The organism is Psychrobacter sp. TWR1-1-1 (genome assembly GCF_049895865.1).
Classification (GTDB): Bacteria; Pseudomonadota; Gammaproteobacteria; order Pseudomonadales; family Moraxellaceae; genus Psychrobacter; species Psychrobacter immobilis_A.
In genome coordinates this window covers 140,144-164,505 of the sequence record NZ_JAFCTE010000005.1, presented here as the reverse complement: position 1 = coordinate 164,505, position 24,362 = coordinate 140,144, and the positions used below count along the sequence as shown (strand labels likewise).

Here is a 24,362-nt window from a genome sequence, read left to right as displayed (position 1 = left end):
ATTTATAAGTAACGAACTACTTATAAATAGAAGTACAAGTGTACTGTGAGTTATGGCACATGATAACGTATCGAGCGTCCAAAATCTTTGTACAAGTGCAAAATAACGACAAAATCGTGCTTGCTGTCTAAAGCCATCTAAAAAGACCATTTGCTTGAAGACAGCTTGCATAATGGTATCAATCATACATTAAGTGATACTTTTGGATACAAAATTTGTGATTGCGATAACATTGTTCGCACTGACATTGATTATAGTGATTGACTAGAATGGCACATCTATTATTATAAATCGCTTACAATAAAACAAAATTACTCATCACATTAAGGACATCACGATGGCGAAGCGTAGCACTCTCTCTAAAGGTATCACTACCGTTGGCTCTTTTACTCGCAACAATCTAGAGCGCGTGGGCGCTATGATTGATAGCATGAATGCTAAGACGGGAAAACCGCGTCAATACAAAGCAGTCAACTTAGGCGATGAAGACTATCAGCAGGATTTATTCCGTGAGCAAACGTTAAAAGCCACTCAGCAATTATTAGGGTCACGTTTTGCCACTTATGGTAAATATGCCAAAAAAGTAGTGCCAAACAGTTTTTTTCAGTCGACGGTCGATGGCGCTTTTGCACAAGTGGCAAACCTTGCTTCTAACTGGAGTCAGATTGATTTACCTAATGAACATCGTTTCGCCAATATCGCAAGCTTAGATGATGAAGAGCGTTATGCATTAGCCACTGATATCGCCAATCAAAACCGTGCATTGGCAACGATAGGGGGCTTAACAGGTTTGGCTGGGCTTCCTGGTTTGCTTGCTGATACGCTATGGCTTTTATTGGTATCATTACGTACCGTCTATCAGTTGGGTGCTGTCTACAATAAACCCCTCACAGGTAAGCAAGGTGTCAAAATGGCTTATGAGCTGTTAGCGAATGCTGATCTGAGCAAGATGCAAGAAAAACAAGCATTGCTAGCAGGTATTGGCATTGGCAAAGGTTTATTGGATAATGCCCAAAGCAGTGGTCTACACAATGAGCTAAAAAACCTAGGTTTAAAGGATAAAAACGTCAACTTTTATGCAGAACAAGTTGACAGCATTGCCAGCCAGGTCGGTATTGACCTGGATAAAATCAATTTAACATGGATACGCAAATTCTTACCAGTTACCGCTGTTATCGTTGGTATGCGCTACAACAGCCAGCTCATTGATGAAGTGATTGGCGTGGCTCAAGCGACTTTTGCCCCAGAAGCCAAACTTGCCAATCGTGCAATCACTGATGATAGCGGTAATGAAGCTAAGGTAAACAAAACAGCTGACAATGAAAAGCAGCAAGATGCTGAGAAAGAGTCAAGCAAGGATACCGATAGCAAGAAAGATACTGCTGAAGAAAAAAATAACCATCAAGAAGTTGATGAAAAGGTCATGAAAGAAACGCAGAAAGACGACAATGATAAGCAAGGTGGTCAGAACAAATCCTCTGATAGCAAATCAAACAAGACGGCTAACAAGAAAAGCAAATAAGAGCGTCTAAATAATCAGACTTACCTGTTTTCTTTCTTCAGCCAGCTTCTATCATAGAAGGATTATGAGCTGCATATCTACTACTAATTTTGGCGATAGTGTCTTCTTTCTCTTGAAAAACAAGATAATATCGCCATTTAGTACTTATAAATTGCTATTTATTTATAGTTAAACATCTTATTTAAATCGTTCGTGACGCTACTTTCGATATACTGTATGACAATCTACTTTTTAGCTGATTTTTAACTAAAAATAGAGAAAGTGTTATAGTAGTAGGGTGAATGCATATCTATCAAATGTTGTAAAGTGCAATCACGCATAAGTGGTTGAAATAGCAGCAACAACTCTTTATAATACACTGTCCTAAAAATGGGTGTACCAAAATCTGTCATTAAAGTCAGATAGATGGTGCGTTTCCCCATTTTTTTGTTTTATACCAAACGGGAGAAGGATGCCTCATGGCAACAACTAACCAATTGATTCGTAAAGGTCGCAAAACCATCAAGGAAAAGTCAAAAGTTCCTGCGTTGGAAGCGTGCCCACAACGTCGTGGTGTATGTACTCGCGTATATACTACTACCCCTAAAAAACCTAACTCAGCCATGCGTAAAGTATGTCGTGTACGTTTGACTTCAGGCTATGAAGTATCAAGCTACATCGGCGGCGAAGGTCATAACCTACAAGAGCACAGTGTTGTTCTTATCCGTGGTGGTCGTGTAAAAGATCTACCAGGTGTACGTTATCACACCGTCCGTGGTGCATTAGATTGCGCAGGCGTTAAAGACCGTAAGCAAGGTCGCTCTAAATATGGTGCTAAGAAGCCTAAAGTTTAATAACTAATCGTTATTAGCTAAGCTTTTTTATACCAAACATTAACTGTGCATGGGTCTGGTGTTGACAGTATTATTAAATTAGTAATTCACTGTTAAAACATACCGCCGTGCAGTAAGGCTGACTGACAACTCGATATAACGCCATCCAATATTAATTGGTGCGAGATTGTGAATGTCAGACACTCCTGAAGAAAAGGATATTTATTATGCCAAGACGTCGCGTCGTTGCTACCCGTGAGATCCTACCGGATCCTAAGTTTGGTAGCCAAACTGTTGCAAAATTCATCAACCATGTAATGAGTCATGGTAAAAAATCTACTGCTGAGCGTATCGTTTACGGTGCACTTGAGACAGTAAGCGAAAAACGTAAAATCGAAGATCCAGTATCTTTCTTCGAAGAAGTTTTAGAAAATGTACGCCCAATGGTAGAAGTGAAAGCTCGCCGCGTTGGTGGTGCAACCTACCAAGTACCAATGGAAGTACGCCCCTCCCGTCGTACTGCCTTGGCTATGCGTTGGTTAGCTGAAGCTGCTGCTAAGCGTTCTGAAAAATCAATGGCTTTGCGTTTGGCTGGCGAATTGAATGATGCTGCTGATGGCAAAGGCGCTGCTATGAAAAAGCGTGACGAAGTTCACCGCATGGCAGATGCTAACAAAGCGTTCTCTCATTACCGCTTCTAAGCTACTGTTTATTAGTAGTAGCTTTAGATTAGCTGGCTGAAGTCAGCTAATCTTACATTGTTATTTATTCTATTGATTGCCGCCATCATTTATCTTGTTGTAACTAGTTTTTGACTATCAACAACGAGATGGCGGACATCTATCAAGATGTCTCTCTTAATTAAGTATGCTTGTCACAAGAGAGCATCCCAAATCTGATGCCGCACTATTCTTAGTATTTGCTCTTTTTTTGTCCGTATTAGGCTCAATAATCAGTAAGTAATATGAAGCTGACCGCTTTGTCATAGAGTATGAGGTAGAGACACAATACATTATTATATACACGACTTTTCCTAGGAAAACACTATGGCTCGTAAAACTCCCCTAAAACGCTATCGCAACATTGGTATCTCAGCGCACATCGATGCTGGTAAGACAACCACTACTGAGCGTGTTTTATTTTATACCGGTGTTAGTCACAAACTTGGTGAAGTACATGATGGCGCAGCCACTATGGACTGGATGGAGCAAGAACAAGAGCGCGGTATTACTATTACCTCAGCGGCGACGACTTGTTTTTGGTCAGGTATGGCAAAACAGTTTGACGAACATCGTATCAACATCATTGACACCCCAGGTCACGTTGACTTCACGATCGAAGTTGAACGTTCTATGCGTGTACTTGATGGCGCTTGCATGGTTTACTGTGCAGTAGGCGGCGTTCAGCCACAGTCTGAGACCGTATGGCGTCAGGCAAATAAATATAAAGTTCCACGTCTTGCATTTGTAAACAAAATGGATCGCGTCGGCGCTGATTTCTATCGTGTTATTGAGCAGATCAAAACTCGTCTAGGTGGTAATCCTGTGCCATTGGTTATTCCAATTGGTAAAGAAGATGACTTCGAAGGCGTTATCGATCTAGTTACGATGAAAGCTCTTTATTGGGATGAAGCATCTCAAGGTATGGAGTTTGAAGAGCGCGAAATCCCAGCTGAATTACAAGAAAAAGCAGAAGAGTATCGTGAGATTCTTGTAGAAAATGCGGCTGAAGCAACAGAAGAATTGATGAATGAGTATTTAGAAAATGGCGAGTTGTCTGTAGAGCAGATCAACGTTGCTATTCGTCAATTGACTATTGATAACCAAATCATTCCATTACTTTGTGGTACTGCCTTTAAAAACAAAGGTGTACAAAAGATGTTGGATGCGGTTATTCAGTATCTTCCAGCACCAATGGATGTACCTGCTATTAAAGGTATCCTTGATGACAAAGATGAAACTGAAGGCACTCGTGAAGCATCAGATGACGCACCGTTCTCAGCTTTAGCATTTAAAATCATGAATGACAAATTCGTTGGTAACTTAACCTTCGTTCGTGTTTATTCAGGTGTTTTGACGCAAGGCAGCAGTGTTTATAACCCAGTTAAAATGAAGCGTGAGCGCGTTGGTCGTATCGTACAGATGATGGCTAACTCTCAAGAAGAGTTGCAAGAAATCCGTACTGGTGATATCGCTGCATTGGTCGGCATGAAAGACGTAACGACTGGTGATACGCTATGTGATGAGCAAAATGTTATCACGCTTGAGCGCATGGAATTCCCAGATCCAGTCATCAGCCTAGCGGTTGAACCTAAGACCAAAGCTGACCAAGAAAGAATGTCAATCGCTTTAGGTCGTTTGGCGAAAGAAGATCCATCGTTCCGTGTACATACTGACGAAGAGTCTGGCCAGACAATCATCAGTGGTATGGGTGAGCTGCATCTAGAGATTCTTGTTGATCGTATGAAGCGTGAGTTTAACGTTGAAGCGAACATCGGTGCGCCGCAGGTTGCTTATCGTGAAACGATTCGTAACACAGTTGAGCAAGAAGGCAAATTCGTACGTCAGACTGGTGGTCGTGGTAAATTCGGTCACGTTTGGTTACGTCTTGAGCCACTTGATCCAGCGGGCGATACTGAATATGAATTCGCTGAAGAAGTTGTTGGTGGTACGGTACCGAAAGAATTCCATGGTGCTGTTGATAAAGGTATCCGAGAACGCATGAAAAATGGCGTACTTGCTGGTTATCCAGTGGTTGGCGTAAAAGCGACCTTGTATGACGGTTCTTACCATGACGTCGACTCGGATGAGCTATCATTTAAGATGGCTGGTTCTATGGCATTCAGAAAAGGCTTCATGGCAGCAGATCCAGCGCTACTTGAGCCAATCATGAAAGTTGAAGTTGAAACGCCTGAAGATTATATGGGCGATATCATGGGCGATCTTAACCGTCGTCGTGGTTTGGTACAGGGTATGGAAGACCTACCTGGCGGTACTAAGCAGATCCGTGCCGAAGTGCCATTAGCAGAAATGTTTGGTTATGCCACACAAATGCGCTCAATGTCACAAGGCCGTGCTACTTATTCAATGGAATTCCAAAAGTACGCTGAGATTCCAAAATCAGTTGCTGCTGACATCATCTCTAAATTCAACAATAAAGATGATGACGAGTAAGTAATCGTCTATTAAATATGACAATGTAGCTATTATCTCTATGTTGTCATAGAAGAATACGCCAATAATTGGTTAAAAGACTTGTTATTGGCGGTGATTTTCTTATAATATCTGCACATTAGTATGTGTACCCTTTTAACAATTATCTTAATGTGGTCAAGATCGTCTTTGTTATCGTATTTATACGAGCTTAGCATTTGACCCCAAAAAAAGAGGAAATACCCATGGCAAAGGCCAAGTTTGAACGCGTAAAGCCACACGTCAACGTCGGTACAATCGGACACGTTGACCACGGTAAAACAACCCTAACAGCTGCCATCGCAACTGTAGCAGCAATCACCTCTGGTGGCGAAGCCAAAGACTACGCGTCTATTGACTCAGCACCAGAAGAAAAAGCACGTGGCATCACCATCAACACCTCACACGTAGAATATGACACCCCAGCACGTCACTACGCTCACGTCGATTGCCCAGGTCACGCCGATTATGTTAAAAACATGATCACTGGTGCCGCTCAAATGGACGGCGCAATCCTAGTCGTATCAGCAACTGACGGCCCAATGCCACAAACCCGTGAGCACATCCTGCTTTCACGTCAGGTTGGCGTACCGTACATCATCGTATTCATGAACAAATGTGATGTTGTTGATGACGAAGAACTGCTAGAACTCGTAGAAATGGAAGTTCGTGAACTTCTTAATGACTACGACTTCCCAGGTGATGACACCCCAATCATCCATGGTTCAGCCACTGAAGCCCTAAAAGGCTCACAAGAAAAATACGGCCAACCAGCGGTTGTAGAACTTCTTAACGTTCTTGACACCTACATCCCAGAGCCAGAGCGTGACGTTGACAAAGCATTCCTAATGCCAATCGAAGACGTATTCTCAATCTCAGGCCGTGGTACTGTTGTAACAGGTCGTGTTGAATCTGGTATCGTACGCGTAGGCGACGAAATCGAAATCGTTGGTATCCGTGACACTCAAAAAACCACCTGTACTGGTGTAGAGATGTTCCGTAAACTGCTTGACGAAGGTCGTGCAGGCGAAAACTGTGGCGTACTACTACGTGGTACTAAGCGTGAAGACGTACAACGTGGCCAAGTACTCGCTAAGCCAGGTTCAATCACTCCTCACACCAAGTTTGACGCTGAAGTATATGTATTGTCAAAAGAAGAGGGTGGTCGTCACACACCCTTCCTAAACGGCTATCGTCCACAGTTCTACTTCCGTACTACTGACGTAACTGGCGCAATCCAATTACAAGACGGTACTGAAATGGTCATGCCTGGTGATAACGTTGAGATGGGCGTAGAGCTTATCCACCCAATCGCTATGGACAAAGGTCTTCGCTTCGCTATTCGTGAAGGCGGCCGTACGGTAGGCGCTGGTGTTGTTGCTAACGTATTGAACTAATCTATCCGTCTCAGTAATGAGATTGTAAGTTAGTCATAAAAAGCCATCCTTGTTTAAGGGTGGCTTTTTTTAGATTAAATGATCAGGAAATATGGTTATTCTTCGATAGTATGATCAAACCTTTCGTTATCTTATCCAACATAATTAGCCAGTTATACCTATAACGTTTAGAATTTACTTTCCAATCTATTGTAATTCTTAGCGGAGCTTGCTATATTAACGCTGCTTCTTATTAGTCGCTTGTATCTTCATTTTGTTAAAGTAATGATGATTCAATAGCACATCCAAATAAGAGTAAAACTAGGTAAAAGTAATAATTTTACCGCTAAAGGCTTGCATTTTATATCAAATATTGTATAATGCTGTCCTTTACACCCATAGGCGATTGGCTCAATTGGTAGAGCATCGGTCTCCAAAACCGAGGGTTGTAGGTTCGAGTCCTACATCGCCTGCCATCTTCTTATCACATCTTTGTTATACCTCACCATCTCCGAAGCGAGTTCTTTATGAGCAATGATCAAGATAACCTCGAGACTAAGTTATCTGATGCCAAGGCGGGTGCTGGTGGAATGCTGTCTAAAGGTAAGCACATCTCAGCGGGCAATCAAACAACTGCTGTTGAAGTAGCTAAAACAGGTTCAATAAAAGATGTGGTACTGTGGCTACTTGCCGCAGCAGTATTAATCGGGGCGACGTTAGTTAATCAGTATTTACCTGGCTATTGGCAACCTGCCAATGATGTTTGGGTACGTATTGGTATTATCGTTGCCCTTATTGTATTCGCCTTAGTATGCTTGGCATTAACGCATCAAGGCCGCGCTTTTAAAATATTATTAAAAGACGCTGCTGTTGAATTGCGCCGAGTGACATGGCCAGGTAAAGATGAAACGTTTCAATATACCTGGCAGGTCATTGTCATGATTGCCATTGTTGGTTTTCTGGTTTGGTTATTAGATAACTTTTTCAATTGGTTCGTTGGCATCTTTATTGGTTAGTCGCACGTATTAGTGAGTCTTACCCCAAAATTTACTTATAATGATCAGGAGCGTGATATGCGTTGGTATATTGTCCAAGCGTTTTCAGGATATGAAAAGCAAGTACAGCGTTCATTAACTGATCGTATTAATCGTAGTGACTTTGCTGAATCATTCGGTGACGTATTGGTTCCTACTGAAGAAGTCGTCGAAATGAAAGACGGCAAAAAGCGTAAGAGTGAGCGTAAGTTCTTTCCAGGTTATGTATTGATCCAGATGGAAATGAACGACAATACTTGGCATATCGTTAAAGAGTGCCCACGTATTATGGGTTTCATCGGTGGTACACCTGAAACACCAGCGCCAATTACGCAAGTAGAAGCAGATCGTATTTTAAACCGTTTGAATCAGACTGAAACCGATCCACGTCCTAAGACTCTGTTTGAGCCGGGCGAAGAGCTGTTGGTTATCGATGGTCCATTTACTGACTTTAAAGGGTTGGTAGAAAAAGTGGATTACGAGAAGTCTAAACTACATTTAACGGTAAACGTATTTAATCGACCGACTCAGGTCGAGCTTGAATTTAGTAAAGTTGAAAAGCTAGACTAAATCAGCAAAAAAGTTCATCAACCGGGGAGCTGTTAGTCAATAAGGTTTATACCACATTGATTTGGCGCTATTACCCATTTAGGAGAAAATCATGGCTAAGAAGATTGATGGTTACATCAAACTACAAGTCCCTGCAGGCAAAGCAAATCCTTCACCACCGATTGGTCCAGCATTGGGTCAAAAAGGCGTGAACATCATGGCGTTCTGTAAAGAATTTAACGCTGCGACCTCAAACCAAGAGCCGGGTCTACCGATTCCTACTGAGATCACTGTATATAGCGATAAGTCTTTTACTTTCATCATGAAGTCACCACCAGCTGCATACTTACTACGTAAGGCTGCTGGTATTGCTAAAGGTTCTGGTACACCAAATACCGCTAAAGTCGGTAAAGTTGACCGTGCACAACTAGAAGACATCGTTAAGACCAAAGATGCAGATTTAACTGCTGCTGATCTTGATGCTGCTGTTCGTACCATCGCTGGTACTGCACGTTCAATGGGTATTACCGTGGAGGGTGTGTAAATGAGCAAGCTAACCAAACGTCAAAAAGAAATTCAAAGCCGTATCGTACATGAAAAGCAGTATACAGTTGAAGAAGCGGTTCAAATCCTAAACGATTTACCACCTCTTAAATTCAAAGAGTCAATTGATATTGCGATTAACTTGGGTGTTGACCCACGTAAATCTGATCAAGTGGTTCGTGGCGCTACCAACCTACCTGCTGGTACTGGTAAAACCAAACGCGTTGCTGTATTTGCTCAAGGTGCTGCTGCTGAAGCCGCCAAAGAAGCTGGTGCAGATATCGTTGGTTTTGAAGACCTAGCAGAATCAATCAAAGCTGGTAACATGGACTTTGATATCGTTATTGCTGCTCCTGATGCAATGCGTGTTGTTGGTCAACTAGGTACTATCCTAGGTCCACGTGGTCTAATGCCTAACCCTAAAGTCGGTACGGTTACGCCTAACGTTGCTGAAGCGGTTACTAACGCTAAAGCCGGTCAAGCACAGTATCGTGTAGACAAAGCAGGTATCATCCACACGACTATCGGTCAAGTTGGTTTTACTGCTGAGCAAGTAATCCAGAATGCTGAAGCACTGATTGCAGATTTAAGACGTGCTAAGCCTGCTACTTCTAAAGGTACTTTCATTAAGAAAATTACCTTGTCTAGCACGATGGGTCCTGGTCTAAGTATTGATCCAGTTCCATATCGCACAGCAAAATAATCAGATATTTGCCTTTATTTGACAATTTTAAATAAAGGCTGCAAAAATATTTTAAAGAATTAGGTCAGCGTAGCAAACGCTATGCTGTCTAAGACCGTAGGTAGAAAGCGGTTTTACGTTTTTATTAATTGTTTTCGGATCATTAGTAATAACAACGAGCTGTTTTTGTTAATCGACGAAAGATGAAAATCTTAGTTGTCCTACGCAGACGGTGACCCACCCAGTTGTTGATAAGAGCCGATAGTTCAATCTATCACTTGATGTCATTCTGATAACGGTGCCGTAATCAGTCGTTATGAGTATATTTATCTTTAATAAATATACTGATAACGTGTCGTATCAAGTCAGTCTAAGCGATTCGTTTAATTATTGAATGCCAATGCTTAAAAGCTTAGGTTTAAATGATTAAATATTCAGCTGATTGATAAGATTAAAGGAGTCAACTTATGGCATTAACGCTAGAGCAAAAACAACAAGTTGTGGCTGAAGTGTCTGAAGTTGCTGCTAATGCTTACTCAGCAGTAGCTGCCGAATATCATGGTATTGGTGTTGCAAAGCTTACTAAGCTGCGCGAACAAGCCCGTGAAAAAGGCGTCGTTTTGAAAGTGGTAAAAAATACCCTAGCAAAACGTGCGTTTGAAGGCACTAAGTTTGAGAGCATGTCAGACCGTATGACTGGTCCATTACTTTTGGCTTTCTCTATGGAAGATTTGGGATCTGCTGCTCGAGTTGTTTTCGAGTTCAGTAAAGATCACAAAGCTTTAGAGACCAAATTGGTATCAGTTGGTGGTGTTGTTTATGGTCCAGAAGAGCTAGAGCGCGTATCGAAGCTACCAACTCGCGACGAAGCAATCTCTATCTTGATGGCTACTATGAATGCACCAGTTACCAAGCTTGTTCAAACTATGAACGCTGTTCCTAGTAAGCTTGTTCGCACGGTAGCAGCAATCAAAGACGCAAAAGAAGCGGCATAATTGCTTGTTTTAACGTAACTTTGACATCGCCGATTGCACTTTACTGCCAACACTATTTGAAAATTTGGCAAGCAATCCAAGCGATTTTAAAATCAATTAATTTTTATCAGATAACGGAGAGTTCTCATGGCACTATCTAAAGATGACGTGTTAAACGCAATCGCTGAAATGTCAGTAATGGATATCGTTGAATTAATCAGCGCTATGGAAGAAAAATTCGGCGTAACAGCTGCTGTTGCTGCTGCACCTGCTGCTGCTGGCCCTGCTGCTGCTGCTGCTGAAGAAAAAGACGAGTTTGACGTAGTTCTTGCCAGCTTTGGCGAGAAGAAAGTTGGCGTAATTAAAGCCGTACGTGAAGCTACTGGTCTTGGCTTGAAAGAAGCGAAAGATTTGGTTGAAAGCGCTCCAGCTCCAATCAAAGAAGGCGTTAACAAAGCTGAAGCTGAAGAGTTGAAAAAGAAACTTGAAGAAGCTGGTGCAACTGTTGAACTAAAATAAGCTTCGCTTATCTTAGTGTTGTACAAAAAAAGCTGGTAATGCCTTGCATTGCCAGCTTTTTTTTACTATAATTCGTAGCTTGACCTTTTGTGTCTGCCAACATACGTATGCAACATCACGGTGGATACCCATCAAAAGGACAGACGATATACATGCAAGCACACATGCCAGTTTTTGAAATCAGTTAATTTAAGCTAAACGTCCATAGATGTTTGGCATTTTTTTGTGTCTGCATGCTTTCCCATTAACACTATAGTTTATACTGATTCTAAAAGTTATAGTTACCCCGATTATTATTAATTCTGAAAAGCTATTAAGTTTAGGTTGTCCGTTTCGCAGAGTATTACTGTCAGTAGTTAGGCTTATAGACGGTACATATCAGCGACGATATTAGTTTTGATAGAATTGTTGGTTTTGAAAGAGCCAGTTTTTTGAAAGAAAAATGACTAAATACAATCAGTTTTGATAGCAGATAACTTAGAAATACCCTTGAACGAGTCATTTTTTCTTACCTCTATGAGTAAGTTTTGCTTAAAAAGTAATATATTTTAGATGATGTGATATTGAATTTGGTTGTCTGAGTGGTCATATAGACTGACTTAGATACCGATCATAAAATGAAAGTAAGGGTGCTAAGTAAGCACTGATAGCAGAAGTAGTAATTGACAAAAGATATCAACTGAACACGATTACCTGTTTTATATTATCGTTTACGTCGCCAAGTTTGCATCGTATTTATGCACGCTGGCCACGCTTTTAATTTGTTTCCACGTTTACTGTAAGGACTCTCGATGGCATATTCTTATACTGAAAAAAAGCGTATTCGCAAAAGTTTTGCTGAATTGCCCACTGTGATGGACATTCCCTATTTACTGTCTATTCAAGTAGATTCTTACGAGCAATTTTTGCAAGAGCACAAAAAGCCAAAAGCTCGTGAGAATACTGGTTTGCAAGCTGCGTATTCCTCTATTTTCCCAATTGAGAGTCACTCTGGTAACGCAGAGCTACAATTCGTTGAATATTATTTAGGCACGCCTGAATTTGACGAACGTGAGTGTATCTTGCGTGGCTCAACATTTGCCGCGCCTATGCGTGTCAAAATCCGTTTGATCATCAAAGACAAAGACAGCAAAGACAAAGACAGCAAAGCGGCTATTAAAGATATCCGTGAGCAAAGCGTCTATATGGGCGAGATGCCGTTGATGACGGCTAACGGTACTTTTATTATCAATGGTACTGAGCGTGTTATCGTATCTCAGCTACATCGTTCACCTGGTGTGTTCTTTGACCATGATAAAGGTAAGTCGCATTCAAGTGGTAAAGTGCTTTATAACGCACGTATTATCCCTTACCGTGGTTCATGGTTAGATTTTGAATTTGATGCCAAAGACTTAGTTTTTGCTCGTATTGACCGTCGTCGTAAGCTATTGGCTTCAATTATTCTACGTGCGCTTGGTCTAACAACGTCTGAAATATTAGATTTATTCTTTGATAAAGTAGCCGTATATAAAGGTGAAGAGCAATTCGAGATTGATCTGGTTGCTGATCGCTTGCGCGGTGAGATGGCTCAGTTCGATATCGTATCACCAGAAGGTGATGTCATCGTAGAGCAGGGCAAGCGTATTAATGCACGCCGTATTCGTCAGCTTGAAGAAGCAGGTATGACGAAGATTGCGATACCTGATGAGTATCTCTATGAGCGTATTTTAGCTGAAGATATCGTGGTGAATGACGAAGTTATTGCTAAAGCGAATACGCTAATTGACCATGAGTTATTGGTTAAGTTGAGCGCATTTGAAGCCAGCGAGTCTATCAAAGAGTTCAGCATTCTATTCACCAATGATATCGATCAAGGCAGTTATATTGCCGACACTTTGCGTGCTGATAGTACGTCAAGCCGTGAAGAAGCATTGATTGAAATCTATAAAGTCATGCGTCCAGGTGAGCCACCAACGGTTGAAACCGCTGAAAAACTATTTGACAGCATGTTCTTCAACGCTGATCGTTATGACTTATCGAACGTCGGTCGTATGAAATTTAACCGTCGTTTAGGGTTAGAGTTTGATAATACTGATGATCCAGACATCCAACGCGCTCGTAGTGTATTGACCAATGCCGATATCGTTAATGTCCTAAAAGAATTGATTGAGATTCGTAATGGTCGCGGCGAAGTCGATGATATCGACCATTTAGGTAACCGCCGTATTCGTTCGGTCGGCGAGATGGCAGAAAACCAATTCCGTGTTGGTCTAGTACGTGTCGAGCGTGCAGTCAAAGAGCGTTTAAGCTCAGCGGAATCTGATAACTTGTCACCACAAGATTTGATTAACTCAAAGCCAGTAGCGGCTGCGGTCAAAGAATTCTTTGGTTCAAGCCAGTTATCACAGTTTATGGATCAGAACAATCCATTGTCTGAAGTTACCCATAAACGCCGTGTCTCAGCTCTAGGACCCGGTGGTCTGACCCGTGAACGTGCAGGCTTTGAAGTACGTGACGTACATGATACTCATTATGGTCGCGTATGCCCGATTGAAACTCCTGAAGGTCCAAACATTGGTTTGATTAACTCATTAGCGACCTTTGCAAAGACCAACAGCTTTGGCTTCTTAGAAACGCCTTATCGCCGTGTGGTTGATGGTAAAGTAACGGATGTCATTGAGTATCTATCAGCAATTGAAGAAGTAGGTACGGTCATTGCACAGGCTGACTCACCAGTAACCGCAGAAGGCGCGTTATCTGATGAGATGGTCAGTGTGCGTAGCTATGGTGAATTCGTCCGTATGCCGCCAGAAAAAGTGACGCATATGGATGTGTCGCCAAGTCAGGTTGTATCGGTAGCTGCTGGTTTGATTCCGTTCCTAGAGCATGATGATGCTAACCGAGCGCTTATGGGCTCGAACATGCAGCGTCAGGCAGTTCCTACATTACGTGCTGATAAGCCGTTAGTAGGTACGGGTATGGAGCGTCACGTTGCGCGTGACTCAGGTGTTTGTGTGATCGCTAAGCGTGGCGGTGTGATCGAAGACGTTGACGCCTCACGTGTTGTGGTTCGTGTCAATGAAGATGAGATGATTGCTGGTGAAGCTGGTATTGATATCTATAACCTCGTTAAATACACGCGTTCTAACCAAAACACTTGTATCAACCAACGTATTATTGTCAACCAAGGTGATGCTATTGCTGTAGGTGATATCTTGGCCGATGGTCCGTCAACGGATCTTGGTGAGCTTGCACTAGGTCAGAACATTCGCATTGCATTTATGCCGTGGAATGGTTACAACTTCGAAGATTCAATATTGCTGTCTGAAAAAGTGGTGAAAGAAGATCGTTTCACCACGATTCATATTCAAGAATTAACTTGTGTAGCACGTGATACCAAGCTAGGTACTGAAGAAATTACTGCCGATATTCCAAACGTTGGCGAAGCGGCGCTATCAAGTCTTGATGAAGCAGGTATCGTTTATATCGGTGCTGAAGTCGACGCTGGTGATATCTTAGTTGGTAAAGTGACGCCAAAAGGTGAAACGCAACTGACGCCAGAAGAGAAATTGCTCCGGGCTATCTTTGGTGAAAAAGCGGCTGATGTTAAAGACACGTCGCTACGTGTACCAACATCAAGTAAAGGCACGGTTATTGACGTGCAAGTCTTTACTCGTGACGGCGTTGAAAAAGATGCACGTGCAAGAGCAATTGAAAAATCACAGCTTGATAGCTATCGTAAAGATTTAAAAGAAGAGCTACGTATCTTTGAAGAAGCGGCTCGTGGTCGTATCGGTAATCTGTTAGATGGTCAAAAAGTCAGCGGTGGTTCTGGTCTAAAAGCCGGTACAGTGATGGCATTGGCCGATATGAAAGATATGAGCCTTGAGACTTTGCTTGATATTCAGCCTGTTGAAGAAGAAATCTCTGAGCGTCTCACGCAAATCGCTGAGTATTTGGTTGATAAGCAAAAAGACATCGATGTTAAGTTTGCTGAGAAAAAACGCAAATTAACCGCTGGTGATGACCTACAACATGGCGTACAAAAAATCGTTAAGGTATATCTAGCGGTTAAGCGTCGTATTCAGCCTGGTGATAAAATGGCGGGTCGTCATGGTAACAAAGGTGTGGTATCGCGCATTATGCCAGTTGAAGACATGCCTTATGATGAAAATGGTAATACCGTTGACATCGTCTTGAATCCGCTTGGTGTACCATCGCGTATGAACATCGGTCAGGTTCTAGAAACGCATTTGGGTATGGCAGCGAAAGGTTTAGGTGAGAAGATCGATGGTATGCTCAAATCGCAAGCAGCGATCAAAGATTTACGTGACTTCTTAGACAAAATCTATAACCAAGTCGGCGGTGAGCAAGTTGATCTTGATAGCTTAAGTGATGATGACATCATGGCGCTAGCAGATAACTTGCGCGCTGGTGTACCAATGGGCACAGCAGTATTTGACGGCGCAAGAGAAAGCCAAGTTAAGGATCTGTTAGAGCTTGCTGGTATGGATCGCGATGGTCAACAGACGTTGTATGATGGTCGTACTGGTCAGAAATTTGACCGTAAAGTAACCGTTGGCTACATGTACATGCTGAAACTTAACCATTTGGTTGACGACAAGATGCATGCGCGTTCAACTGGTTCTTATTCACTTGTGACGCAGCAGCCACTCGGCGGTAAAGCTCAGTTCGGTGGTCAGCGCTTCGGTGAGATGGAAGTCTGGGCACTAGAAGCTTACGGCGCGACTTATACGCTACAAGAGATGCTGACTGTGAAGTCGGATGACGTTGAAGGCCGTACGCGTATGTACAAAAACATCGTTGATGGTGAGCAGTATATGGATCCAGGTATGCCTGAATCGTTTAACGTACTGACCAAAGAAATCAAATCACTGGGTATTAATATTGAGTTAAAACAAACCCATTAAGCACGGCTGACTGAGGCTACTTTTAACATGGTCTCAGTCAATTATTATCCTTAGTGGTCAATCTAAAAGCAGTACGCGCATCGCTGCTGCTTTTAGTGATTTGTCTCAACCCTGTTCATTGCCTTCATTCATCTTATTTGCGTCAATAATACGCTGTCAGATGATTATAAAGATAACGGAGAAGCAACTTGAAAGATTTACTCGATATCATGCAAAGCCCTACCGGCAACGGTAACCAAGAGTTTGATAGCATCCAAATTACATTAGCCTCACCTGACGTAATCAAGTCATGGTCACATGGCGAAGTAAAAAAGCCTGAAACTATTAACTATCGTACGTTCAAGCCTGAGCGTGATGGTCTATTTTGTGCCAAAATATTTGGCCCAGTAAAAGACTTTGAATGTTTATGTGGTAAATATAAGCGCCGTAAGTTCCAAGGCGTTATCTGTGAAAAATGTGGCGTAGAAGTGACCACTGCGAAAGTACGTCGTGATCGTATGGGTCATATTGACCTAGCCAGTCCAGTGGCGCATATTTGGTTCTTAAAATCATTACCAAGCCGCATCGGTCTATTGCTAGACATGACGCTACGTGATATCGAGCGCGTTCTGTATTTTGAAAGCTATATCGTTACTGAGCCAGGTTTGACTTCTCTAGAGAAGTATCAACTGCTTGATGATGAAGACTATTATAAGGCCCTTGAAGAATTTGGCGATGAATTCACTGCCAAAATGGGTGCTGAAGCGGTTCAAGACCTATTGAAAGATATCGATTTAGATCTTGAAATCGATGATTTGCGCGAAGCGATTCCGCAAACTGGTTCTGAAACCAAGCTTAAAAAGATGTCTAAGCGTCTTAAATTATTAGAAGCCTTCCGTGATTCTAATAACAAGCCTGAGTGGATGGTGATGAACATCTTGCCAGTACTACCACCAGATTTGCGTCCGCTAGTACCACTAGAAGGTGGTCGTTTTGCGACGTCAGATCTAAATGATTTGTATCGCCGTGTGATCAACCGTAACAACCGTCTAAAGCGTCTGCTTGAGCTGAGCGCCCCTGATATCATCGTACGTAACGAAAAGCGTATGTTGCAAGAATCAGTAGATGCCTTGCTTGATAACGGTCGTCGCGGTCGTGCGATCACTGGTAGTAACAAGCGTCCATTGAAATCTTTGGCTGATATGATCAAAGGTAAGCAAGGTCGTTTCCGTCAGAACTTACTTGGTAAGCGTGTCGATTATTCTGGTCGTTCGGTGATCGTTGTTGGTCCGACGCTACGTCTACATCAGTGCGGTTTACCAAAGAAAATGGCACTTGAATTATTCAAACCATTTACTTATAACAAATTATTGTCTCATGGTTTAGCGACCACGATTAAAGCTGCCAAAAAGATGGTAGAGCGTGAAGAGCCGCAAGTGTGGGATATGCTGGCCATGGTTATCCGTGAGCATCCAGTGCTTCTTAACCGTGCACCAACGCTTCACCGTTTGGGCTTGCAAGCATTTGAACCAGTACTTATCGAAGGTAAAGCAATCCAATTGCATCCGCTCGTTTGTACCGCGTTCAACGCCGATTTTGATGGTGACCAAATGGCCGTTCACGTGCCATTGACGCTAGAAGCACAGCTTGAATCACGTGCGCTAATGATGTCTACCAATAACATCTTGTCGCCTGCGAACGGTGATCCAATCATCGTACCGTCACAGGATGTTGTACTGGGTCTATATTACATCAGTCGCTCGTCTATCAATGCCAAAGGCGAGGGCATGATTTTTGCCACCGTTAATGAAGCATTGCGTGCGATTGGTTCAAACGATTTGCATGTAAACGCTAAGATCAAAGTGCGTGTCACCGAGACGCATATCGATGAAGACGGCAATGAGACTAAAGAAATCAGCTTAAAAGAAACGGTTGCAGGTCGTTTATTGATCTGGAACATCATGCCTAAAGGTATGTCTTTTGATGAATGTAACCAAGAGATGACGAAGAAAAACATCTCTCGTTTGATCAACTCTTGCTACCGTAAAGTTGGCGTTAAAGAAAGTGTCATGTTTGCTGACCAATTGATGTATCTTGGTTTTGCCCAAGCGACATTGTCTGGTGTGTCTATCGGTATTGATGACATGGTCATTCCACCACTGAAAAAGCAAATCATCGAAGTGGCAGAAGGCGAAGTTCGCGAAATCGAAGATCAATTCGAGCAAGGTTTTGTGACCGCTGGTGAGCGCTATAACAAAGTGGTTGATATCTGGTCACGTACCAATGACAAAGTCGCTAAAGCGATGATGGACAACTTAGCCACTGATAAAATCATGAACGCCAAAGGTGAAGAAGAAGAGCAGAAGTCATTCAACTCTATCTTTATCATGTCAGATTCTGGTGCTCGTGGTAGTGCGGCGCAGATTCGTCAGTTGGCTGGTATGCGTGGTTTGATGGCTAAGCCAGATGGTTCAATTATCGAAACGCCAATTAAAGCAAACTTCCGTGAAGGCTTGACCGTACTTCAGTACTTTATTTCAACGCATGGTGCACGTAAAGGTCTTGCGGATACGGCACTTAAAACGGCTAACTCAGGTTACTTGACGCGTCGTTTGGTTGATGTGGCACAAGATTTGGTTATTACCAGTGATGACTGTGGTACTGAGCAAGGCTTGCTCATGAAACCACATATTCAAGGTGGTGAAATCATTGAGAAGTTAGGTGAGTTAGTACTAGGTCGTGTGACGGCTCGTGATGTGACTTATAACGATGATGCCGATAAGGTATTGATTCCAGCAGGTACTTTGATCGACGAGCATTGGGTAAACGTGCTTGATAACAATGCGATTGATGATATCTGGGTACGCTCAGTTATTACTTGTAATGTTGAGCATGGTGTTTGTTCACAGTGTTATGGTCGTGATTTGGCTCGTGGTCATAAAGTGAATATCGGCGAGTCAGTCGGTGTTATGGCGGCACAGTCTATCGGTGAACCAGGTACTCAGTTAACGATGCGTACATTCCACGTGGGCGGGGCAGCAAGCTCAGCATCAGTGGATAACAGCATCTCAGTTCGTAGTGCTGGTCAAGCGCATTTCGAAAACATGAAAACGGTTCAACATACCGATGGTCACTTAGTCATCGTATCGCGTTCAGCTGAAATCGCCTTGACCGATGAGCTTGGTCGTGAGCGTGAACGCTATAAAGTGCCTTATGGTTCTAGCGTGCTTGTGAAACACGAAGATCAGGTTGATGCTGGTCAAACCATCGCTAAATGGGATCCGCACACGCATCCTATTATCACAGAATTTGCTGGTACTGCACGCTTCAGTGAGATTACGGATGGCTTAACTGCTACCGTAAAAGTTGATGATGCGACTGGTATGAGCTCATTTGAGATTCTTGCTACTCGTGACCGTTCAAGTTCAGCAAAAGACTTACGTCCTGCGATTATCTTGAACACTGACGAAGGTAAAGAAGTGGTTTACTTCTTACCAGCTGAAACCATCATTCGCGTCAGCGATGGTGAAAAAGTAGCAGCCGGTTCGATTTTGGGTCGTGTACCACAAGCCTCTTCAGGTACTAAAGATATTACCGGTGGTCTACCACGTGTTGCTGACTTGTTCGAAGCACGTCGTCCGAAAGATCACGCCATCATGGCAGAAATGACAGGTGTGGTTAGCTTTGGTAAAGAGACCAAAGGTAAAAACCGCTTCATCATCACCAATGAAGATGGTGAGATTCATGAAGAGCTAATCCCGAAATGGCGTCAAATCAACGTCTTTGAAAACGAAACGGTAGCACGTGGTGAAGTGATCGCTGATGGTCCACAGAACCCGCATGATATCTTACGTTTGAAAGGTCAGACTGCACTTGCTGATTATATCGTTAACGAAGTACAGGACGTTTATCGCTTGCAGGGTGTAAAAATCAACGATAAGCACATCGAAGTGATTATTCGTCAGATGTTGCGCAAAGTTGAAATTACCGATGGCGGCGATTCAAACCACTTTAAAGGCGATCAAGCAGAGTACTCTGATATCAAAGCATTGAATGCTAAGCTGGAAGCGGAAGATAAATTCCCAGTACAGTTCGAGCGTCAATTACTAGGTATCACCAAAGCAAGTCTGGCAACAGAAAGCTTTATCTCAGCAGCATCATTCCAGGAGACGACCCGTGTACTAACTGCGGCTGCCGTGACTGGTAAAGTGGATGAACTACGTGGTCTGAAAGAGAACGTCGTTGTTGGTCGATTGATTCCTGCTGGTACTGGTTTGGCTTATCATAAAGCACGCAAAGAGAAAGCGGAGCAAAAACTGCTAGATAAAGATCTTAAAGCAGGGTTTGACAATGCAGCATTTGATATGTCAGCGAGCACGGATAGTAAAGACTTTGCAAGCTTTGATGAAGCCTTTGCACAAGAGCTTAATCAGGATAATTAATAGTATTAAGCGTCTTTGATTTATTGTTAATTTGATAAAAAGCCAGCCTAAGTTGCTGGCTTTTTTGTGTGTGCAATAAAGTGAGAAATGCATGGTACTGTTATCTAAAAAAATAGTACACTGGAAAATATGCCCTAATTTACACTTTATATAAGGATAAGTCGCAAATGGCAGGTAAAACCCGCGTTGCCAAGTATCAAGCAGATAGAACCAATCAAAAACTGTATTTCTGTCGTCTATCCTGCCAAGCAGCGGGAAGTACCGATGATAAGCAGCTATACCAAGCCCATTGTGAAACTGCTATTTTTCATCTATACGGTGCCTTTCTCGCATTCACCCAAGAGCTAGGTTATTTTTATAGTTTAAACATGAGCGCACCAACATTGTCAGATATTGAGCAAGCATTGAGCGAGCGTACCCAAGTATCGCCTGAGATTCAGCGATTACAGCAGTTACAGCAGCAGGGTTTTTTGGCCAATGTAGAGCGTGCGTATCAGCGTTGTCTGTACGCCGTGCCACCAGATACTATCGTAGATCAAACACCAAGCAATACTGCCTCACCTGATCTTATTGTTAACGTTGTGACCTTGTCGAATCAATGGCTGCCAGATGAGACGACCATACGAGAATGGCGTCAGCAGTTTTTAGAGCTGATTGAGCAACTACGTGCTGGTATGGTTGAGTTCTAAAAATAGTTATTAAAATTTTATCTCATTTTTATCACCATTTTTAAAATGAAGACGTGTCCTATAGTCAAAGAAAAATAAAACCGATACGATTGTATTATGGTGCTACTGGTAAAAATTTTACTTGCTTGCTGTATTCACAGAGGCTGCGAAAATTTTATCCCAGCAGCACTGTAGCGATTTAAAAATACTTTGACTATAGTTGACTGATGACTATTCTTTAATAGAGTGGTATTGATCAAAATATTAAGTATAAAAAAGGCTTATTTAGCGAGTGCTAAATAAGCCTTTTTTTGCGTCATAAGTTTATATTATTAATGGTTGTCTACTCTGGTATCGGTGGCATGCGCTCAACGGGTGTTACCGATAAAGGGTTTTGCGGCACGCTATCATTACTACGACTGTTACTAGGTTTGGCTGCTTGAGAGCTAGTTTGTGCTTCAACAGGCTCAGTTGGTGGTGATTTACGCTGTTGAGCCTGCGTCTTAACTGGTTTTTCTGATTCGCTGCTATCCGTATCTTCATCATCGGCCAGAATACCATCATCAGTCATTTCTATAATTTTTTGCTTTTGTTTTTTCGATTTGGCGCGGTTATTGATAGATACCCACTGATGAGGCGTATCTTTAAGTTGGGCTTTCATAAAATCCATCCAAACGGGTAGGGCTGCCACACCACCATATTCGCGACGACCCATGGTTGATGGTTGATCAAAACCCATCCATACGACAGTTGCATTGGTAGGATGAAAACCTGCAAACCAAGCGTCTTTTGCTTCATTGGTGGTACCAGTCTTGCCACCAATATCATCACGACCTAAAGCCTTGGCTCGTACTGCCGTACCACGCTGTACGACGTCACGTAAGATATCTGCCATCTCAAAAGCGACTCTGGGTTGTAAGATTCGAGGTGCTTGCTTAGCCACTGCATATTGAACCGCTGGCGCTTTTAAGCGATCGGCCTGTGGACTAGCATCATAAACCTTTAAATTTAGCGCTTTACCGTTTTGTTCAATGTTATCACTGTTTTCTAAATTTTGTTCTTTAACCATCACTTCATCATCGATAGCACTGTCTTCATTTTCAATTGACTTCTTATAATCTTCGATGAGATTTCTATTGAGGTCTTCAAGTTTTTCATTGAAGCAGGTGGCACACGCTTGGCGTGGGTTTGCCTGAAAGAGGAGGTTATTATTATAATTATAAATTTGTTCGATAAAATACGGCTGTACACGGTGACCGCCATTCGCGAACGTGGCATAGGCTGTTGCCATTTGTAACGGTGTTGCTTGTCCTGCACCTAACGCTAACGACAAAGTCGTCGGTAGCTTTTCTTTATCAAGTCCGAATTCATCTAATAGGTCGCGCGTATCAGAGATACCAATGGCTTGTAAGAGACGAATAGAGACTAAGTTACGAGATAAATACAGTCCACGGCGTAAAGTGATTTCGCCTAAAAAACGTTGATCAGAATTTTTCGGTTTCCAGTCACCTACTTGAATCGGTCGATCCGAAACAATGCTATCTGGGCGATAGCCTTTTTCTAGAGCAGCGGTATAGACAAGTGGTTTAATGGTTGAGCCTGGTTGACGCCAGCCTTGTAGAGCACGATTGAATTTACTGTGATTAAAGTCAAAGCCACCGACCAATGCTTTAACAGCGCCAGTTTCTGGATTCAATGAGACCAGACTTCCTTGTAGTTTGGGAATTTGTCCCAACTGCCAATTACCATTCGCGGTCGGTATCAAACGAATGATATCGTTTTTATTGACAATTTGGCGAGCGTTGTCAGGAAAGTAACCAATACGATTGGCAGAAATATACTTGCGTGCCCAGCTCATCCCAGACCAACCAACGGTCACATTCTCACCAGAGGGCATTATCGCCTCAAAACTGCGAGCATTAACCTTGGTGACTTTGGCAGGAGTCATATTGCTATAGCGTCGGAAATTTTCTAGCGGTTCATCATTTGCTTCAGCCCCGCGCCAACCATGACGATGTTCGTAAGCCACCAAACCGGTCAGTACCGCCGCTTCCGCATCTGTCTGTGCTTTGCTATCAACCGTAAGGCGTACTCGCCATCCACTATGCATCACTTGCTCACCATAGCGATCAACTAAGGTAGAGCGTGTCATTTCTGCCAAATACGGCATATTGACGTCGAGCTTCTCTTTATAGAGGTTAATGCCTACTGGTGAGCTGATCGCTTCGTCGCGTTGTGCTTTGCTGATATAGCCTAACTCGTGCATGCGTCCAATAATCCAGTTGCGGCGAGTCAGCGCGCGACTGGGATTGGCAACAGGATTATATTTAGAAGGGGCTTTGGGTAGACCTGCCAACATTGCTGTTTCAGCAATTGTGAGGTTTTCTAGGGATTTACTATAGTATTTTTTGGCCGCGGCGCGGATACCATAAGCGCCTTCGCCTAGATAGATTTTGTTGACATAAAGCGTCAAGATATCATTTTTACTGAGCTCATCTTCTATTTTACGTGCTAAAAATAGCTCGACTAATTTACGATTTAAGGTGCGCTCTGGACTTAAGAAATAGTTTTTGGCAACCTGCATAGTAATGGTAGAGCCGCCCGTTTGGCTGTCGTCATCAGTTACTACTTCTGTCACCGCGCGACCAAGACCTTTAATACTAATACCACTGTGCTGAAAAAAGGACGCATCTTCTGCTGCTAAAAAAGCGTGAGTCAAATTTTCAGGAATATCTTCAAAAGTAACAGGTAAAGACAAACGGTTACCATATTGGCCAATGAGTTTGTCATCACTACTATATATCTGTAATGGCATCTCTAAATTCGCTGTTTTAATCTCTTGAATACTGGGCAGGGTAGGCGATAAATACATCGCCATCCCATAAAAACCAATGGGCACAGCAAGTGCTAAGATAACTGCCAATGCCAAGCAGGCAATAACAAGCCCCACCAAAAAGTGAATGAGACGGGCGGTAGCATTTTTTTTGGTCATAAGAAGACTTATCAATTAAAATTTGCAACAGATAATGTATTATACCTTGAACAAAATCAGCAGGTCATAATAAATGTGTAAGTTGACCTTAATAACTTATTTAAATGCTTGAATCTATCTGTTAAGTAAAGTATTGTACTGAATTATTACAAATAACTATCAGATTGTA

15 protein-coding genes and 1 tRNA gene are annotated in these 24,362 nt (G+C 42.6%); 15 read left to right on the top strand and 1 reads right to left on the bottom strand.

Going from position 1 to position 24,362, the window contains the following annotated elements:
* Positions 1-337: 337 nt before the first annotated feature.
* The 15 genes from ACP69U_RS07035 (at position 338) to ACP69U_RS06965 (ending at position 21,222) form a co-directional block, all read left to right on the top strand.
* Complete coding sequence (locus ACP69U_RS07035) at positions 338-1,522, top strand: EcsC family protein (RefSeq protein WP_426138198.1); 1,185 nt, start codon at positions 338-340, stop codon at positions 1,520-1,522.
* A 458-nt stretch (positions 1,523-1,980) separates the two neighbouring features.
* Positions 1,981-2,355, top strand: a complete 375-nt coding sequence (gene rpsL / locus ACP69U_RS07030) for a 30S ribosomal protein S12 (RefSeq protein WP_011281154.1) — start codon at positions 1,981-1,983, stop codon at positions 2,353-2,355.
* 206 nt (positions 2,356-2,561) lie between these two features.
* On the top strand, positions 2,562-3,035 hold the full coding sequence (gene rpsG / locus ACP69U_RS07025) for a 30S ribosomal protein S7 (protein ID WP_021814163.1): 474 nt from the start codon (positions 2,562-2,564) through the stop codon (positions 3,033-3,035).
* A 345-nt stretch (positions 3,036-3,380) separates the two neighbouring features.
* The gene (fusA, locus tag ACP69U_RS07020; protein ID WP_109592406.1) at positions 3,381-5,507 is read left to right on the top strand and encodes an elongation factor G; all 2,127 of its coding nucleotides are present in this window, start codon (positions 3,381-3,383) and stop codon (positions 5,505-5,507) included.
* 224 nt (positions 5,508-5,731) lie between these two features.
* The gene (gene tuf, locus ACP69U_RS07015) at positions 5,732-6,922 is read left to right on the top strand and encodes an elongation factor Tu (RefSeq protein ID WP_055124836.1); all 1,191 of its coding nucleotides are present in this window, start codon (positions 5,732-5,734) and stop codon (positions 6,920-6,922) included.
* 379 nt (positions 6,923-7,301) lie between these two features.
* Positions 7,302-7,377: transfer RNA gene (locus tag ACP69U_RS07010), tRNA-Trp, on the top strand.
* A 51-nt stretch (positions 7,378-7,428) separates the two neighbouring features.
* Positions 7,429-7,917, top strand: a complete 489-nt coding sequence (secE, locus tag ACP69U_RS07005) for a preprotein translocase subunit SecE (RefSeq protein WP_083475710.1) — start codon at positions 7,429-7,431, stop codon at positions 7,915-7,917.
* A 57-nt stretch (positions 7,918-7,974) separates the two neighbouring features.
* Complete coding sequence (gene nusG, locus ACP69U_RS07000) at positions 7,975-8,505, top strand: transcription termination/antitermination protein NusG (RefSeq protein ID WP_045443893.1); 531 nt, start codon at positions 7,975-7,977, stop codon at positions 8,503-8,505.
* A gap of 91 nt (positions 8,506-8,596) precedes the next feature.
* Complete coding sequence (gene rplK / locus ACP69U_RS06995) at positions 8,597-9,028, top strand: 50S ribosomal protein L11 (RefSeq protein ID WP_010201717.1); 432 nt, start codon at positions 8,597-8,599, stop codon at positions 9,026-9,028.
* Positions 9,029-9,730, top strand: coding sequence for a 50S ribosomal protein L1 (gene rplA, locus ACP69U_RS06990; RefSeq protein ID WP_045443901.1), 702 nt, complete (start codon positions 9,029-9,031; stop codon positions 9,728-9,730). It abuts the gene before it with no gap.
* A gap of 446 nt (positions 9,731-10,176) precedes the next feature.
* Positions 10,177-10,704, top strand: coding sequence for a 50S ribosomal protein L10 (gene rplJ, locus ACP69U_RS06985; protein WP_045443904.1), 528 nt, complete (start codon positions 10,177-10,179; stop codon positions 10,702-10,704).
* A 126-nt stretch (positions 10,705-10,830) separates the two neighbouring features.
* A complete protein-coding gene (gene rplL / locus ACP69U_RS06980) occupies positions 10,831-11,202 on the top strand; it encodes a 50S ribosomal protein L7/L12 (RefSeq protein ID WP_011514491.1) in 372 nt (123 codons plus the stop codon).
* Between the two features lie 791 nt (positions 11,203-11,993).
* A complete protein-coding gene (gene rpoB / locus ACP69U_RS06975) occupies positions 11,994-16,112 on the top strand; it encodes a DNA-directed RNA polymerase subunit beta (protein WP_087814768.1) in 4,119 nt (1,372 codons plus the stop codon).
* A gap of 188 nt (positions 16,113-16,300) precedes the next feature.
* Positions 16,301-20,533, top strand: a complete 4,233-nt coding sequence (gene rpoC / locus ACP69U_RS06970; RefSeq protein ID WP_055124834.1) for a DNA-directed RNA polymerase subunit beta' — start codon at positions 16,301-16,303, stop codon at positions 20,531-20,533.
* Positions 20,534-20,700: 167 nt separating this feature from the next.
* On the top strand, positions 20,701-21,222 hold the full coding sequence (locus ACP69U_RS06965) for a DUF6586 family protein (protein ID WP_426138197.1): 522 nt from the start codon (positions 20,701-20,703) through the stop codon (positions 21,220-21,222).
* 322 nt (positions 21,223-21,544) lie between these two features.
* On the opposite strand, the gene ACP69U_RS06960 is transcribed toward ACP69U_RS06965, so the two are convergent.
* The gene (locus ACP69U_RS06960; RefSeq protein WP_426138196.1) at positions 21,545-24,193 is read right to left on the bottom strand and encodes a penicillin-binding protein 1A; all 2,649 of its coding nucleotides are present in this window, start codon (positions 24,191-24,193) and stop codon (positions 21,545-21,547) included.
* Positions 24,194-24,362 lie beyond the last annotated feature (169 nt).